Here is a 16,395-nt window from a genome sequence, read left to right on the forward strand (position 1 = left end):
CATTACGGCTTAACATACCGTCTATCACTTCCGATTCAAAACGAAACCGGAGAAACTAAAACGATTCGCCTTCGTTTTGGCGGACGTGGGGGCGCTTATTGTGGGGGCATCAAAATAAACGGTGTCGTTTATCTCATCCCACCGCTTCAACCGATTACCCAATCGGCCTATATCGATTACACCGTCTTTTCGACTCAAGACGTCCTTTCACTTGAACTAATGCATGCAGGCGGGGCCGCACTGCCGCTTGGGGTTGAAGTTTCGACGGTGAAGTAAAGGGAGGCTTCCATATCGGAGGCCTCCCTTTCGTTACATCAATTTTACTTTTCCTAAAAACTCCGCCAATACTTTCGCCATTTCGGCGCGCTTCATATGGCCCGTAGGATCAAAACTTCCATTATCCCTTCCTTGCATAATTCCCGCTTGGTATACTGCTTCAATCGCCTGTTTTGCCCATGTTGGCAGCCGTTTTGCATCGCGGAAATCTGTCACTTTTTTCGTTTTGTCTTTCGTTGCTTCATCATAGCCAACAAACGAAAGTTTCAATGCTCGCTCGATCATAACAGCTGCTTCCACGCGAGTGATTGGCTCATTCGGAGCAAACGTATTGGCTGTTTTTCCTTGAATGATACCTAGTTTGACTGCAGCCGCTAATTCACCGTTTTTGTTAAACCATTCTGTGCCTTTTACATCAGTAAATCGACCGTCATATGTTTCATGTGGCAATGCTAATACACGTACAAGCAACACAGCAAACTGGGCACGTGTCATCTGCCCATTTGGTTGGTATGCTGTTTCTGTCATACCTTTCACAAGCTGTTTAGCTGCCAATGTTTCGATATATCCTTTCGCCCAATGTTGCTTGATGTCGCCAAATGTATGTGTTCCTTCAACGACAACGTATGTCGAGTTCGTCAATGACTTGATGACCGCTTTGTTGCCAACAAATGTGGTCGGTACAGGTGTAATGGAACCGTCATCGTTTACGCGCACCACAATAGAACGACTTGCATTCACCGCCTGCTTCAATACGATTTCTCGTTCAACATATTGAGTAAAACGATCAATCACTTGTTCTTTTCCGTTTGCCTTCGCCACAACATGAAACTCTACTGCATCAGATAATGCTTTCGCACGTAGTTGTGGAGCATCTTTTACTTTCATTTCGATCGAGATGTTTACTTGTTCGACTGTTGCACCGAGTGTTTTTGCAATCGCTGCCAGAGACGCTTGTACTTCTTTTGCTGGCAATTTGTATGTCGCCTGCTCAGTTGCACTCACAATCGTCGCTTCTCCTTGCTTATTTGCCGCCTGTACAAACAATGTAGCTGGTACATCTACTTTTGTAGTCACACCTTTTGCAAGCGAACCAAGAGAGACGACAACTTGTTTATTTTCATTTGAAAGTGCGCTAACAATAGAAGTTACCTCATTTGATGAAATAGTCGCAACTTTTTCTACGACCTTACCGTCTTTTTCTTTCGTCTCTACTTGTGGTTGTAAAACAACTGCACCGTTTTCGACCTTCCCTGGTGTTGTACCGCTGCCTGGCGTTGTGCCACTACCTGGTGTTGTACCGCTGCCTGGCGTTGTGCCACTACCTGGTGTTGTGCCACTACCTGGCGTTGTGCCACTACCTGGTGTTGTGCCACTACCTGGCGTTGTGCCGCTGCCTGGCGTTGTGCCGCTACCCGTATCTTCTTGTAATACCCCTTCACGCAATTGTTTTGTGTCGAGGTTTAATACGTAATCTTTCGTATTTTTCGCAATCGCAACACCGTCATTTTTGAAAATCTCGGATTTGCTTCTTTCAGACGGTTCAATGTGAATCGCTATTTCTTTTTGGTTTGCTGCTGGTGTGAACGTGTACGTAAATGACATGTCGTCTTGAATTTTTACACGCTCTTTATTAATTGTTAATACACCATCTTTAATCGCATTTCCTTTAATCGTCACACGATCACCGTCTTTGATGACATCTTCAACAACGACAGGCATGTCAATCCAACGTAAAATATAGTCTTGGATGACCATTTTATTATTACCTTGATTGTGCACAGTCACTTTTAATTCTGTACCAATCGAACCGTAACCGTAGTAGCTGACGTCATCATCTGTTTGATTGTCACGCGTATGATCAGCTAGCCCTTCTTGATCCCATGAGCTACCTTTTACGTATTTATAAGTAATCGTTTCGCCTTCTTGAAGCTCCGTTGTAAATTCCCAATCAGGCGTGACCGCTCCACCGCGCGTCATTTCCCATGCACCTGTATTCCAACCGTTGATGCTATTTGGAATCGTAATGCGCGTATCTAACGGTGTATAGCTTGGCGCTCTCACTTTAAACGTCACTTGAACCATCACGATGTCTGGCGTAATTTGCACGTCATTTGATGCGACAACGTTCCCAGCACGGTCATACAACTTTACGACATACGTATACGTTTTTCCATTTTCAACATCATAATCAGTAAATGATGTGCGGATATCCGTTGTTGTATGAACGATTTGACCATCACGCTCAATGATAAGCATATAGGCATCATTGTCATCTAGATCTACGAACGACCACGTTAAATTCACTTGACCGGATTCAACGTCTGGTTGAACAAGTTGAATCCCTTTGGCAGGTGCTTGCACATCTTCTGTATTTGCGGTGAGCGTAAATGTTTTTTCGCTTGTGTACACCCAATCATCGCCAAGATTTGTCGTAAATCCATAACGATACGTGTACGTTCCTGCTTGTAGCGGAGTGAACGATGCACGGAATACGTTCGCATCGCCATCTTGTCGGTCGTACGTTGCTTGTATGTCTTCCCATTTGTCGCTATTCGGTTTTTTCACTTGCAACACCGCTTGTAAACCGTCAGCTAAGCCGTGCTTTGTTACATCATTGATGTGCACTTTTGCTTCAACCGTAATTGATGTAGCTAAATCGAGCACTCCACCGTTCACTTCAGAAAGTAAAGCAACGTGTTCTGTTGTTAAAGGATAATGTGGCACGACGCGATTCGTTTCTGCTTTAGCCGACTCATTTCCATTTTCATCTAATGCTGTAATCGCAAAATAATATGCCGTTCCGTTTTTCAACTTATCAATAACAACTGTCTTTTCATTCGTTTCTTTCACAAGCGTATAGCCTGCACCTTTTAATGTGGATTGATAAATGCGATACGCTGAAGCATCGCCTTCCCACGTTAACGTCACTTGTTCAACGCCTGCTGTCGCTTGAACGTCTGTTACTTTATTCGGAAGAGCAACAGTTACTTCCCCAAATAACATTCGACCGTCCATTTCTGGAACATGTAATGTGACTTTTCCATTTGTTACAGTTACATCATATGAATCATGTAGTTCATCTACTAATTTGATGCCACTTGGAATAAGTGAAGCGACATCCAACTCAACCGTTTGTTCACTATTGCCGCGGTTTACCGCAATAAGCGCAACATCTTTTCCGTACTGACGGGCAAAGACGTACACATCACCTTTCGCATATACTGTCTCAATTGTTCCTTTCGCTAATACATCTTGATGCTTCGTGCGAATCGCACCTACTTTTTGATAATGTGCAATAAGCTCCTTGTCCTCACTTTCCCACGGATACGTACGACGATTGTCTGGATCTTTTGAACCTGTCACTCCTGCTTCATCACCATAATAGATTGTCGGCGCACCTGGATAACCCATTTGTAAAATAGCAGCAAGTTTTAACCGCTTTTTACCGAGTTCTTCATCATAATTCGGGTCAAGTTCTGCACGTTCGTATGAATCCGTTCCGTTTCCAAGTAAGAAAACAGCGCGTGCCGTATCGTGTGAACCAATTAAGTTCATGAGCGCATAAAATGCTTCTTTCGGGTAATCTTCACGAATGGCTGTCAATCGCGCATCGATTTCCTCTGCTTTACCGTTTCGTAAAAAGTCTAATACAGCTCCGCGGAAACGGTAGTTCATGACTGAATCGTATTGATCACCAAGGAAGTATTTTGACGCATCATCCCAAATTTCACCGAGAATTAACGGTTGCTCTCCTTTTTTGAGCGTTGGCCCACGGTCATAGTCATCTTGCAACAACTCTTTACGAAACTCATGCCAAAACTCAGTATCTACTTCATTGGCTACATCTAAACGCCAACCTGAAGCTCCGCGCGTAATCCAGCTTTTGGCGACCGAGTCGTTTTCATAGAAAATATAGTTAGCAAGCTGTTCGTTATTTAACTCGCTCGCATGCTCTACTTTATTGCCGAGAATTGATTTGAATTCTGGTAAACTATCAAATCCCCACCACGATTGATATTTATATACACCGTTTACTTTTTCATTCTCGATATTAAACCATAAATGGAATCCGTACGGACTGAACTGTTGTCCCTCAGCTTTAAACTTTTGTTCAACTTGAGCACGAGCTTGTTCTTCTGATAATCCTTTTTCATTCATCAAATCATACACAGCCGACCAATATTCATATGCTCCAACAGTCGGGTATTTTCCGTAACGATCAAAGTAAATAGAATCGTCGGATACATGATTGAATACCCCATCTAAAATAAGATGCATACCGCGTGATGCAACCGCTTCCACAAATGATTGAAATTCTTCAGGCGTTCCGAACATTGGATCAAGCTCTTTGTAGTCATTCGCATCATATTTATGGTTTGACGGCGCTTTAGCAATCGGGTTTAAGTAAATTGTATTTACACCTAAAGACTGCAAGTAATCTAGCTTTTGTTTAATTCCTGCAATATCTCCACCGAAAAAGTCGTTCGACCAAATGCCATCGCCATCATACTCAGCTGTCCCTTTCATACGTGGATTGTCTGGAAGCCGCGACCACTCACGATGTTCAATTGGTTCATCCCCACGCGCGTTTGTTTTTGCACGATCATTGTTTGGATTTCCGTTAAAGAAACGATCAGGGAAAATTTGATAAACAACCGCCTGTTTCATCCAATCTGGCGTCTTATAGTTTGGATCATACACGGTCAATTGGAATAATTCTGCGTTTTTATCTACCGCCCGTCCCCATTGACCTTCTTGTGTATCCTCACCATACTCTGCTTTAGCTGCACCGTCCATCGCGATAAATTTATAGCCATATAACCCTTTTTCTTCAGGAGTGAATGTCGCTTCCCAATATTCATCGTCTCCGATCACTCCTACTTTGCTCATCTCGTACAACTTCGCCGTTCCTGTCGTTGTATTCTTCACATACACGTTCGCTTTCGTTACATCGCCTTTTTTCGCAGCTAAACGTAACGTCACTTCCGTTCCTGCTTTCACTGCTCCAAACGGCTGACGATATAAAGAGTCCCATGTGTTATGTTTCAATCGATCTTTTTGTACCGCTCCATCTGAACCTGTTGGGCTGTAATCTGTATACACAGCTTTTGTTTTCGCATCAAAGAAAAACGTAATGATCGTTTCTTCTAACACATTCAACTTTGCGTTATCTTGTGGATAGTTTTCTTCACTCCAATTATTCCCTAACACTACTTTATATTCATATGTTCCTTTTGGCACACGTGCGCTAAATGTATAAACGGAGTCAAAGTTATCGTCTGTAAAAAATGCGGTTGACGTCTCTGGCGTCCAACCATCGACTTCTTTTTCATAGTCGATCGCAGGCAAAATCGTTCCAACTAGCCGCGGTTGTTTTTCTTTTGGAATCGGCGTATACCATGTCGAATCGGCAATCGCATGTGTACGATCGTTATAATAAAACGTCACTTCCGTTTCTTGTTGTAACGTAAGTGAAATGTTGTTACCACCACGTCCCCCAGCGCCGTAGTTTTCATCCCAACTACCGTTTATGGCAATTTTGTATTCATACGTTCCTGCTGGAAGCGTTCCTGTGAATGTGTATAATCCATTGCCTTCATGCGTCATAATCGTAGCAGTCGCTTTCGGATCCCATTCACTTGTATGTCCAAATTCATCTTGTAAGTTCCCAACAAGCGTCACAACACGCTCCTGCTGCTGAGCAGGTTGACCGACAACAACGACGCTATTTTTTCCACCATATCCATCATCTATTTGATTGTTATTTAGTGGATCTGGCTTCCAATTTCCATCTACAACAAATTTGTACATGTACGTTCCATCTTGAAGCGTTTTTGTTACTGACCAAATATGATCGCTTCCCTTCGTCAATTCAATCTTTTTCTCGCCATCTGTTTGCCAGTCATTAAACGATCCGACCAGCAAAACGGACTTCTCTTCTCCCGTTCCAACGTAGCGAAACGTCACATCGTTTCCGTTGACAACAGGGCTTTGCACTTGTTCATTTGCGCGAACGATTGCGCTAAATGAAAACAACTGGGCAAAAAGCAAAAAGATTGAGAAATAAGCGACATACTTTCTCCATCTTCCCTTCACCATTTGCTCCTCCTTTATTTAAATTTTCTTTCAAGTGAAACCGTTTGCATAAAGGGGTACAGTAAGGGGGATGCAAACAGCCTCACTTACTAAGTATCGTACATAAAAAATTCAAAAATTTCAACAAAATATTTTTGAATTTTTTGCGTATATATAAGTTGAATTAAAGATTTACAACTGAACACACAAACGATCGATCGTTTGTTCTGGTTTCTGGTTGATTCGCTGAATAAAGGCTTGGACATTCTTTCTAATTTCTTGCACACCCGAATAGAACACGTTGTAAATCACGTCTGATTTCAGCCATTTCCATAGCCCTTCAATCAAGTTCAATTGCGGACTGTATGGTGGCAAAAAGACGAGCTCTAACCGATCTTCGTGTTCTTTTAAAAATGGCTGAATGAGTTTGGCATGGTGAATTCGAGCGTTATCTAAAATCATCACTATTTTGCCTGTGGGATAGCGTTCTAACACAAGTTGAAGAAATCGAAGAAATGTTTCCGCGTCATAGCGTTCTTCTTCGATGCAAAACACTTCCCCTGTTTCGTAGTTCAACGTGCCAATCAGCTTCAGCCCTTGATGTTTTCCAAACGTCGGAATGATTCGTTGTTTTCCTTTGACAAACCATGTTTTTTGAATCGCTTGGTAATCACGAATCATCGACTCATCTTGAAAGAGGACATGGGCGATGTTCCCATCTACCAGTTTTTTTTACTTCAGGGAAGGTGATTTCGACGAATTCTTTTTGTTTCTCTTCATCCGCATTGGCTAGTGTATAGGTCGGTTTCGTATAGCTTAGCCCTAACCGATGCAGAATGTCACTTGTTCCGCGAAGCGTGTATGTTGGCCCCCACTTTTGTTGAATGAGTTCAGCGATTATCGCAAGCGTCCAATTATATTTTGCTTCGAATCCCACATCTACGGGGAGCTGATGTTCAATGATCAAAGCCAGCTCTTTTTCCTGCTCAGGGGTCAATCGACGTGGGGCGCCAGGTGAGTATTTCATCTCCAGTCCATCAAGACCGCGCTGGGCGTAGGCATGAATATAGTTATAAATAGTTTTCTTGGATCGACCAATAATCGTTGCGATTTCTCCTTTGGTATATCCCTGCAAATGAAGACAAATCGCTTGGTAGCGTTCATATGCTCGTTTACTTTTTGCTTCTTTCATGGCAGTGGACAACTTTTCGATCTCGTCTTTGTGATTTGGCATCATAGTTTTCTCTCCGTTCCCTTATTTTCTCTTTGTATTTATTCGCCGTGGAACGGGAGAAAACCTTTATTTCAATTTATATAATTATCCCCTATGCGTTTTTTCACTCAGCAGGGATCGGTTAAGTTATTTTACTTGTTACCAAAACCTATATTATTAGTTAAAATAGTTGCATTTAAACTAGGATCTTCAAACCTAATGAACGATTGATTTCCATATTCCTCAAGTACTTCTGTGGTGATCCATTTTCTGTTCAACTTTTCTGCAATAAATCCTGTGGTGTTACTGCCACCAAATGGATCAAATATAATATCCCCTTCATCTGTTAAAAATTCAACGAAAAATTGTGCTAGCTCCAATGGCATTCTAGCGGGATGGGGACTAATTCCTCTTTCACGACAAGTTTTTAAATAAAAATCATTCGAATTTGTGTTAGCAATACTAAAAACATTCTCAGGAACCCTTCTGTTCCTTGTTGTATCTATTGGCTCTATCTCTATTACATTAGGCATAATGCTACCACCATTATTGTTCAGAAAACTTTTCTCTCCAATTTTATGCTCTGATGGTCTTTTTCCCGAATTATATTTTTTACTTTCCAATAATTTTTTCATGCTATGGCTATACGGCCGTAAAACCTTTCGATTGTCAGCTTTAGGTCGTTCCGTTTTTGCCATCCACCAAATGCGAGTAAAACTATCTACTGTTCTTATTCTTTCAACTGTAACCCACTGAGCAGGGGTAGGCAACCGCGAAGGATTATAACAAATAAACTCTTGACAAAGTTTTAAGTCGGCTTTCTCATTTTTTAAAAAACCAAGTAAAGACTCCATATGGAGAGTTGAATAAATTGGCCTCTTTGGTTCCCACGAATTTCCCATTTCAATAACTATAGAGCCATCCTCTCTAAGTAAGTCTGCAAAATGCTCAGCTAAATTAATGAACCACTTTTTATACTCTTCTCCTTGGAAATTTCCATACTTTTTCTTTTTATTCAAAGGGAATGGTGGTGAAGTAAGAATTAACTGAACTTTTCCCTTTAACTTTTTTCCTTCATCAGAAATCAAAAAATCCTCTATTTTTGAAATATAATATTTACCAAGGTTTGTCTGGTAAAGTAACTTCGTCATAAATTCTTCTCCTTTAATATTTCATATCTACTTCTCTATCTAGTACCAGTTGATTTCTTAGGTGAAAATGCTTCACACGAAAAATCTTCATTCCTTCCGTTAGAAGATATCGACATAGAACAGGAATTTATTTCATCCAAAATATTGTCTTGACACATGATGAGAAACGTCCCTCGTATACATGTCATTCAACTTGATTAATTCAATAGGTCACATTATTTTTATTTATAAAGGGATAATAATGTCTTTCTACATCTGTTCCTTTGATGATATGATACTCCATTCGGCTAGCACCAGCCATTTCTGCAGCAGCAACCATTTTTGCTTCCACTAATGGGTCGTCAATTTTGTTGTCACCTTTGACTTCAATAATTATCCACACCCCATCTTTTCTTTTAATCAAAAAATCTGGGTAATATTTTCGGACAAGATTTGATTGTGGATCAACATAGTCAATTGCAAATTCTGTTTGCCCATGAGTTAACATGCCAGTAAAATAAATTTCTTGAATATCGTTGTGATTGACCAAATCTGTAAATAATATCTTTTCGGGTTTTGAATCAAAACAATACGTATCAAGATGGAATGTTTTAGAAGTGTATTTAGCTCCCTTCTCCCTTATAACTAATTCCTCTTTAGCACGAATGCAGTAGAACCCTTCTTTCGGATCTTTTATCAATTCAAATTCGGCTTTTTCAGTAATAACGCTTGATTTTAGATTATACATTGCTTTGAAGAGATAAGGAATAATACGATCATAGATAATCTCGTTATGCTTATTAACATAGCATAAAATTTCATCTATACTCTGTTTGGCATTCATGAGCATTTTCTCAATCTTAATACAACTTTCGTTTAAATAGCGAGCTAGCTCGGCCACAAGAGTGTACTGGCTATACACTCTTCTTTCCCTTAAATCAGTTACATCCTCCACACGTTGAAATTGGCTTACGAGTCCCTCTTGAACTGTATGCTTCAACTTGTACTTTTCCCAGTTCACATTTTCAAACTCAAAATCAATTCTGTCATGTACGTTTTTTTGTTCTATTGTATATAAATGGCGAATACGTTTTATTGGGATCTTCACCTTAGGAGGTCTTACCCTCACTTCGTACACCTTTTTTCCATCATCTTGTCCAGAAAGGTCTTTTGTCCCAATCCTAAAATTCTGCTGTAGTTCTTCTTCTAAAATCTGTTTATTTTCTTCTGATAAGTATACACTTGCTGTTTCTTGATTTGGGCCTATTGCTCGTAAACAACGCATTGTTGCCTGTAGAACAAAAACCTTTGATTTTGGTTTGCGATACATGGCAACGGCAAACAATGAGCGACAGTTCCACCCTTCCCGACCTTTGTTAACTAATAAAATCACTTGTTTTGTAGAAGAAGGGGTATCCAATAAGTTAAACTCGCGAATATCATCGTTTGTAGTGATTTTAGGATCACCGACATTAATTAACAGTACACTTTCGGGTATGTTGAGTTCGTTCAAGACTTGTCTGACAATCGGTTCTAATTGATTTTTCACCTCGTCAACTGTGCTACCAAAAAACGCTATTTTAGGTAACATTCCTTCAAAACGTTGATTCTTATATCTATCGAAAAAGTCTTTTAACACTAAACGAACATACTCAATTTCTTTCGGATTAGAATAACTATGTAGTATAACTTTCTTCAAATACTTATTATTAATTGCTTCCCTTAGGCCGTAAGCATACACAACTTCTGGTAATAACTTACTTCCTATATATGGTGTTCCAGTATAGTTATAGCATGCAACAACTCTTGTGCCTGCTTCTTCTAGACTTTTAGCCAATTCATTTATCGTTAATCTTAGGCTAGTTTGGGATTTTTTTATCCCCATGTCTTTTGCTAACTCATTGCCAAAGGCGTGATGAGCTTCATCGACATAAATCCCTAATTGCCTAATTCTTTTTAACTTCTCAAATCGTTGGTTTGTCATTAAATCCATATCATTTTCGATGTATATATCTTTGAATTCTTCATAAACTCCTTGTAGATCAAACGAAAAAAGGGTGTCAACAGGTTTCTTCTCCTTATGCTGTTTCTTTAGAATAATCTTTTGTGTATTTGAAATTATCAAATTATATTTTGAATTTTCAATAATATTCAAACTTGTTCCTGTATCCTCAAGAAAATGAATCTTTAAATTAGCTTCTAACCACGAAACATATTCTGGAGGCACTACTTTTCGCTTATCAAAAGTTTGAATTTCTCGCAAAGATTCTAGGACTGTTTTATCAGGCGCAAATACAAGCGCATTATGACAATAAAGTGGATCATTAGGATATTTTTTGGCTAATAGAAATTCGTAAAAAATACAAGTAGCCATTAAAATGGTTTTACCAGTTCCCATTGTTAGAGCAAAAATGTAGTTTGCAAATTTTTCTTCAGCAAATTGTTTCATATTTTCAAAAACAGATTTATACGCTTTTTCATCTAGGAATCTAAAGCTTATCTGCTCCTCAGCTGCAATGAAGGGGTTTGTACGTTTCGCAAACTTATTTTTTTCATAGTACCAGTCCTCAAAAATATCATGTACCTTTGCATTATGAAGATACTCTTTCAAAAAAACATACATTTCGAGCGCCTCAAATTGAGGCACTCGTAAAAATGATTGGGGATTCTCAGGGCTATTAAAGTCTAGAAATTTTTTAGATAAATTTTTATATTCAGCACGAATATCCTTTTTATTTTCTAAATAGAAGTAACGAAGTGCTTCATAAAACGCAAAATCAACTTGTTGCGTTCTTTTCTTAGACATTTTCTATCTCGACCTCCAATGACTCTGACAACAGATCTGTAATCTTCACTTTAATAGTCCCCGCATTTTTTGGAACATCATAAATTCCTTTTACTAATTCATTTTTATCTGGCACATCAATGATATTTGGCTCAAGAACAGATCCATCATAATTCCAATCAATCATGATGGAATCCACCAATTCTCTCCAATCTTCGACATTCTCCTGCATTAAACTCAACTTTTGTAATAAATTCATAGGATAGAAAGATTTAATTATCAGCTTCCCGTTTTCGATTACAATATCTGCTTCTGCTTCTCGCTTAAACTGTAAATCTTGTCTATCACGTAAAATGTCTACAATCTCAATGTCGAGCTTATAAGGAACCTGTTTTTGTAAAAACGATTTTAAATCTGGTTCATGTCCCATGCACACTAATAATAATTTTTCAACAGGCTGGTTTGGTCTTTCCTCTCGACGCTTTTCGAACAGTCTATAATCAAAGTTTTGAATTAACTCCCCTAAATCCGCTTTCGTTGCAATACGATTTATCGGCATAATTTTAACCATGCGGCCATCTAACTCACCATCGTATAAGGAATTGTTAGGTAGCGATTGAATTTCTAATGCCTCTATCAGCAATTCTTTTGCTTGAACAGGATTCCTGAAAAACTCGTAATTGTTTACATTATAGACTTCAAAACCCGTTTTTAAATCTGGATCCTCCCTCAAAATATTTAGTAGCCTTTTAGTTGTAGTTTGTACCGCTCCTAAATTAATATCAGAGCCAATAAAGCGACGTCCTAATTTCATCGCTACAGCTTGTGTAGTACCAGATCCCATAAAACAGTCGAATACAATGTCTCCAGGATTACTTGCCGCCTTAATAATTCTTTCAATAAGTGCCTCGGGTTTTTGCGTAGGATACCCAAGCCGCTCTTTACCAGTGGGACTATAGTTTTTAATATCTGTCCAGACGTCTGAAGGGGCTTTTCCTAAAGGATGAATATAACTAATATGTTTACGATTAAGTTTTTCACCATCTCTCCCCATTCCTCGCGTATAATACAATCGTCCTTCCTCATCCCTCTTACATTGTTCAAGAAACTCCTTGCTATATGGTTGCCTCACATCATCTTTATTAAAAATGTATTCTGAGGATTTAGTATACCAATAAATATTTTCATGATTTTTTTCAAATTTTTTTGCGTTTCCTCCAATTAAACTAAAGTACCATATAATTTCACCTTTAAAACCCGCTTTCTTCATTTCATCCCCTGAATCTCCAAAAACCTCATCTAACAAACATCTTATGTGGTGGGATTTGTGCCAATCTGTGTGCACAAAAATACTACCATCTTCAGCCAACAACTCTCTCATTAAAATTAGACGTTCATATAAAAACTGTAAATATTCATCGTTTGACCATATATCTGTATATTGTTTCTCTTCAAACAAACTATTGTGGGAGACAGTTGAGTTTCCACGAACTTGTATTCTTTTTTTATAATCAGCTTTGGAATCAAAAGGTGGATCTATGTAAATAAGCTTAATTTTCCCTCTAAACTCCTTAAGCAAATGACTCATTACCTGGAGGTTATCTCCCCAAAATATTTTATTCATCCACCCTGTCTCGTCAGGCTTACCGTAAACCTCTTTCAACTGTGCAGGATAATAGAAAGTGCTTTCAAATGGCCGCTTCCCTTTCCAATGAAGCATGGGATATCCTTTAATTGGTTCAAACTTAAAATGTTCAACTTGTTGAATTTTATTGTCTTCCACTTATTAATTCACCCTTTCGTTCTTTACTGTCACAGTAAAAGCGCATGTCACAGTTCCCACAATGTTTTTTTGGTCTTTTGGTGATAGCGAAGTCACGATTTTCAATACGCTCAACAATTTTATCAAAGGTTTTAATTGTACTGTCAATAGACGAGTTATTTTTCACGAATGTAACATATGGATTTCCACTTTGCTCACCAGTATAGTATAGATGCATTTTACTTACTTCTAACCCCATCCGCTCCTCTACTAAATGAGCATATACCTCTAGTTGTTTTCTATAATGTTCGATGCGCTCTCTTTCATTAAGTAGGTTGGGCTTTTTCTCCGATTTAAAATCAATAATTTCAACCGTATCCCCTTCACCTTGTACCAAGTCAATTGTACCATTCAATATATAATTATTCTTTACTAATGATACATCTACTTCCGCTTCCTTGATTTTGTACCAATTTCTTTTCTGATTTTCAACATAGTTTTTTATTTGTTGTAAAGCCGCTTCTTTTGTTGTTTCCATCAAATACACACGATTTTTTTGCACTAAATACATATAATTGGCATGAAACCATTCTTCTACCTTTTCAGGTGTAATTTTATGTTTTTCCCCTCTTAAGACCGCCCTATGAATATCTTCGATAGTCTGATGTACTAAACTTCCAAATACTGTAGTTCCCTGGCGTACTGGTGCAAATTCCAATTCTTTAAAAAACTTATATTGCAATGCACACATATCGAATAAGCTAATATGTGATGTAAAAGAATATTGACGTTTTATATTTACGTCTTTCACTTTCTCCAATTTAATTTTAAATAAATCTATATCTCTCCAGCTCGGTAAAGTACTATAGATATCAGCAAACTCTTTTGTGGGCACATTTCTCTGCCCACGCCCTTGCGCCTTTTGCTCTAAACATGTTAAAGCTAATACATTTTGAGCCCTGGAAAACGCAGTGTAGTATAGCCGCCAAAAATCATAGTACTTTGTTTTTTCAATTGGCTCAAAAGGTTCTTTGTTGTAATACTCATTTTGTAAAATAATGTCTAAATCACTATATTGTTTCGTTGGTGTAGAATCTAATGAACCTACAATGACGATCGGAAACTCCATTCCTTTAGATTGATGGATTGTCAAAAATGAAACACACCCACTTGGAGCATATTCAGAATCGTCTTCATATTCATTAATCCCTCCATTTTGTAAATACCTTAAATAATCGTTAAAAAACATTTTTAAATGGTTCTCTAAGTTTTTAGGGGTTAGCACAGATAAATTGTGTAAATACTCATATTTACTTAGTAATTGTGAGAATAACGCAACATTACGCGCTTCTCTACTGTCATAGACAGAACCGTTATATTGATCAATAAACTTTTGGAATAGAGGAAACTGTAATAATTGATAAAATAAGCCTGCAAAACCGTAGTCTGTATTTTCTTGTAAGCTGGAATGTTCTTTCGCCTTCTTTACTACAAACTGCGCAAGCTCTTTATTTTCTTCCTTACGTAATTGATTTCCGAACTCTCTTAAACAATTATCACAATAATTCCAAATATCCAGTTCTACTTCATCATCCCATTTTCGAATTTTTGAAATTTGCGGGAACATAAACATGTATGCTCCTATTAACAAACGAATTTCTTCTCGGTCAAAAAAAGCATTTGAGCGAGGAGAATATACTGGAATACCTTTACTTTCGAGAAAATCTGCCAGCGCTTTTGCCTTTGGATTTTTTACTGATTTAAATAAGAAAGCGACTTGATTCCAATCCGTCAGTTGCCCTTTATTTTTGAACATCATTAAAAATTCGTAAATCTCATTAAACCAATTATCAATAGATCCTGTGCTTGACACTTTGACTACGGACTTTATATTAGGAAATTCTCCCTCTCTCGGCTTAATTTCTTTTTCGTATCTAAAAATATTCCCTTGTTTATCTCTCCAGTTTTTCTCTTCCATCCATCGATTATAAAATTCAATAATTGTTGGATGAGACCGATAGTTGGTTGAAAGTTTAACTTTTTGACATACTCCCTTAGGAAATTTTTTAGGAAACTCAAGTATGTTACGAATCGTCGCTCCACGAAAGCGATAAAGTCCTTGGTCATCATCTCCAACAACACAAATATTTTGACGGTTGCCTGCTAGCAAAAAAATTAATTCTTCTTGGACAGTATTTGTATCTTGATATTCGTCAATCATTAAATAGTGGATTTTTTCTTGCAATTTAGTAAGCACATCTGGATTATTTTTCAATAAATGTACTGTCTCACTCTGAATAGTAGAGAAATCTAAAGCATTTTCTCTTGCAAGAATATCAAGATAAGTTTTATAAATTTCTGCTAAGATACGTATAACATTGTCCTGCGAGGATTCCAGTTTACGGATGTCAACTAATTCCTCAGTCAGTTTATTCACCCATCCTAAAACTGTTTGAGCTTGACGCCATTTTGAAAGTTTTTCTGGAACAATTAATTTAAAACCTGGTATCTGAGTAAATTTTTTTATATTTTGACAAATTAAGTACTGTTGATCAAATTGGTCAAGTACTCGATAATTTTTCTTAAGCCGAGTATATTCTCGATTTTCTTCCAAAATTCTCAAACAAATAGAATGGATAGTACCTATATACATCTCATTTAAATTAATAGAAATATTTTCTTCATTTAATCGATTAGAAATACGAGTTAAAAGTTCACTTGCTGCTTTTTCAGTAAAAGTAGCAACCAATATATTTTCTGGATTAACATTTTTTGTTGTAATAATATATTTTATTCTTTCAACAAGGGTAAATGTTTTACCTGAACCAGGACCTGCTATTATTAAAAGCGGTCCTTCAGTAGTGTGAACTACTTGCTTTTGCTGTTTATTTAGCTCTACCTTCATTTATCTCCCCCCATTAAATATGAAATATGTTCTAAACTCCCTCTATCTTATCTATTCATCATCATTATCCCCCACGAGCTCGGCAATGAACAGGTAAAAGAAAATATTTCTGATTCCTTGATATAAAAGGTTTGTCTACGTTTATTTATTTGTGATTATTGTTTACTGTTGGTGAAAGCATATTGTGATAGAAAACTCCTAAAATTAAGAAGCAAATTGGTGTGTTTATCATCCATCCCCAAAAAA

General features: G+C 37.9%; 6 protein-coding genes and 1 pseudogene. 1 reads left to right on the forward strand and 6 read right to left on the reverse strand.

Annotated features, from left to right (window positions below):
* Positions 1-276, forward strand: a pseudogene (locus ABEV15_RS12695) (copper amine oxidase N-terminal domain-containing protein); the annotation flags it as partial.
* Positions 277-309: 33 nt separating this feature from the next.
* On the opposite strand, the gene ABEV15_RS12700 reads toward ABEV15_RS12695, so the two are convergent.
* The 6 genes from ABEV15_RS12700 to ABEV15_RS12725 all read right to left on the reverse strand — a co-directional run bounded on the left by ABEV15_RS12700 (position 310) and on the right by ABEV15_RS12725 (position 16,149).
* Positions 310-6,375, reverse strand: a complete 6,066-nt coding sequence (locus tag ABEV15_RS12700) for a pullulanase X25 domain-containing protein (RefSeq protein ID WP_498853420.1) — start codon at positions 6,373-6,375, stop codon at positions 310-312.
* Between the two features lie 171 nt (positions 6,376-6,546).
* A protein-coding gene (locus ABEV15_RS12705; RefSeq protein ID WP_498853421.1) for an IS630-like element ISBs2 family transposase occupies positions 6,547-7,591 on the reverse strand; the annotation gives its coding sequence in 2 pieces (ribosomal slippage) (positions 6,547-7,086 and positions 7,088-7,591; 1,044 coding nt in all).
* A gap of 128 nt (positions 7,592-7,719) precedes the next feature.
* The gene (locus ABEV15_RS12710) at positions 7,720-8,718 is read right to left on the reverse strand and encodes a DNA-methyltransferase (protein WP_498853422.1); all 999 of its coding nucleotides are present in this window, start codon (positions 8,716-8,718) and stop codon (positions 7,720-7,722) included.
* 202 nt (positions 8,719-8,920) lie between these two features.
* A complete protein-coding gene (locus tag ABEV15_RS12715) occupies positions 8,921-11,503 on the reverse strand; it encodes a DEAD/DEAH box helicase family protein (protein ID WP_498853423.1) in 2,583 nt (860 codons plus the stop codon).
* On the reverse strand, positions 11,496-13,265 hold the full coding sequence (locus ABEV15_RS12720; protein ID WP_498853424.1) for a site-specific DNA-methyltransferase: 1,770 nt from the start codon (positions 13,263-13,265) through the stop codon (positions 11,496-11,498). The genes ABEV15_RS12715 and ABEV15_RS12720 overlap by 8 nt, the downstream gene beginning before the upstream one ends.
* On the reverse strand, positions 13,252-16,149 hold the full coding sequence (locus ABEV15_RS12725) for an ATP-dependent helicase (RefSeq protein WP_498853425.1): 2,898 nt from the start codon (positions 16,147-16,149) through the stop codon (positions 13,252-13,254). Before ABEV15_RS12725 ends, ABEV15_RS12720 begins: the two co-directional genes overlap by 14 nt.
* Between the last annotated feature and the right edge of the window lie 246 nt (positions 16,150-16,395).

It is taken from the genome of Bhargavaea massiliensis (genome assembly GCF_050480245.1).
Classification (GTDB): domain Bacteria; phylum Bacillota; class Bacilli; order Bacillales; family Anoxybacillaceae; genus Anoxybacillus.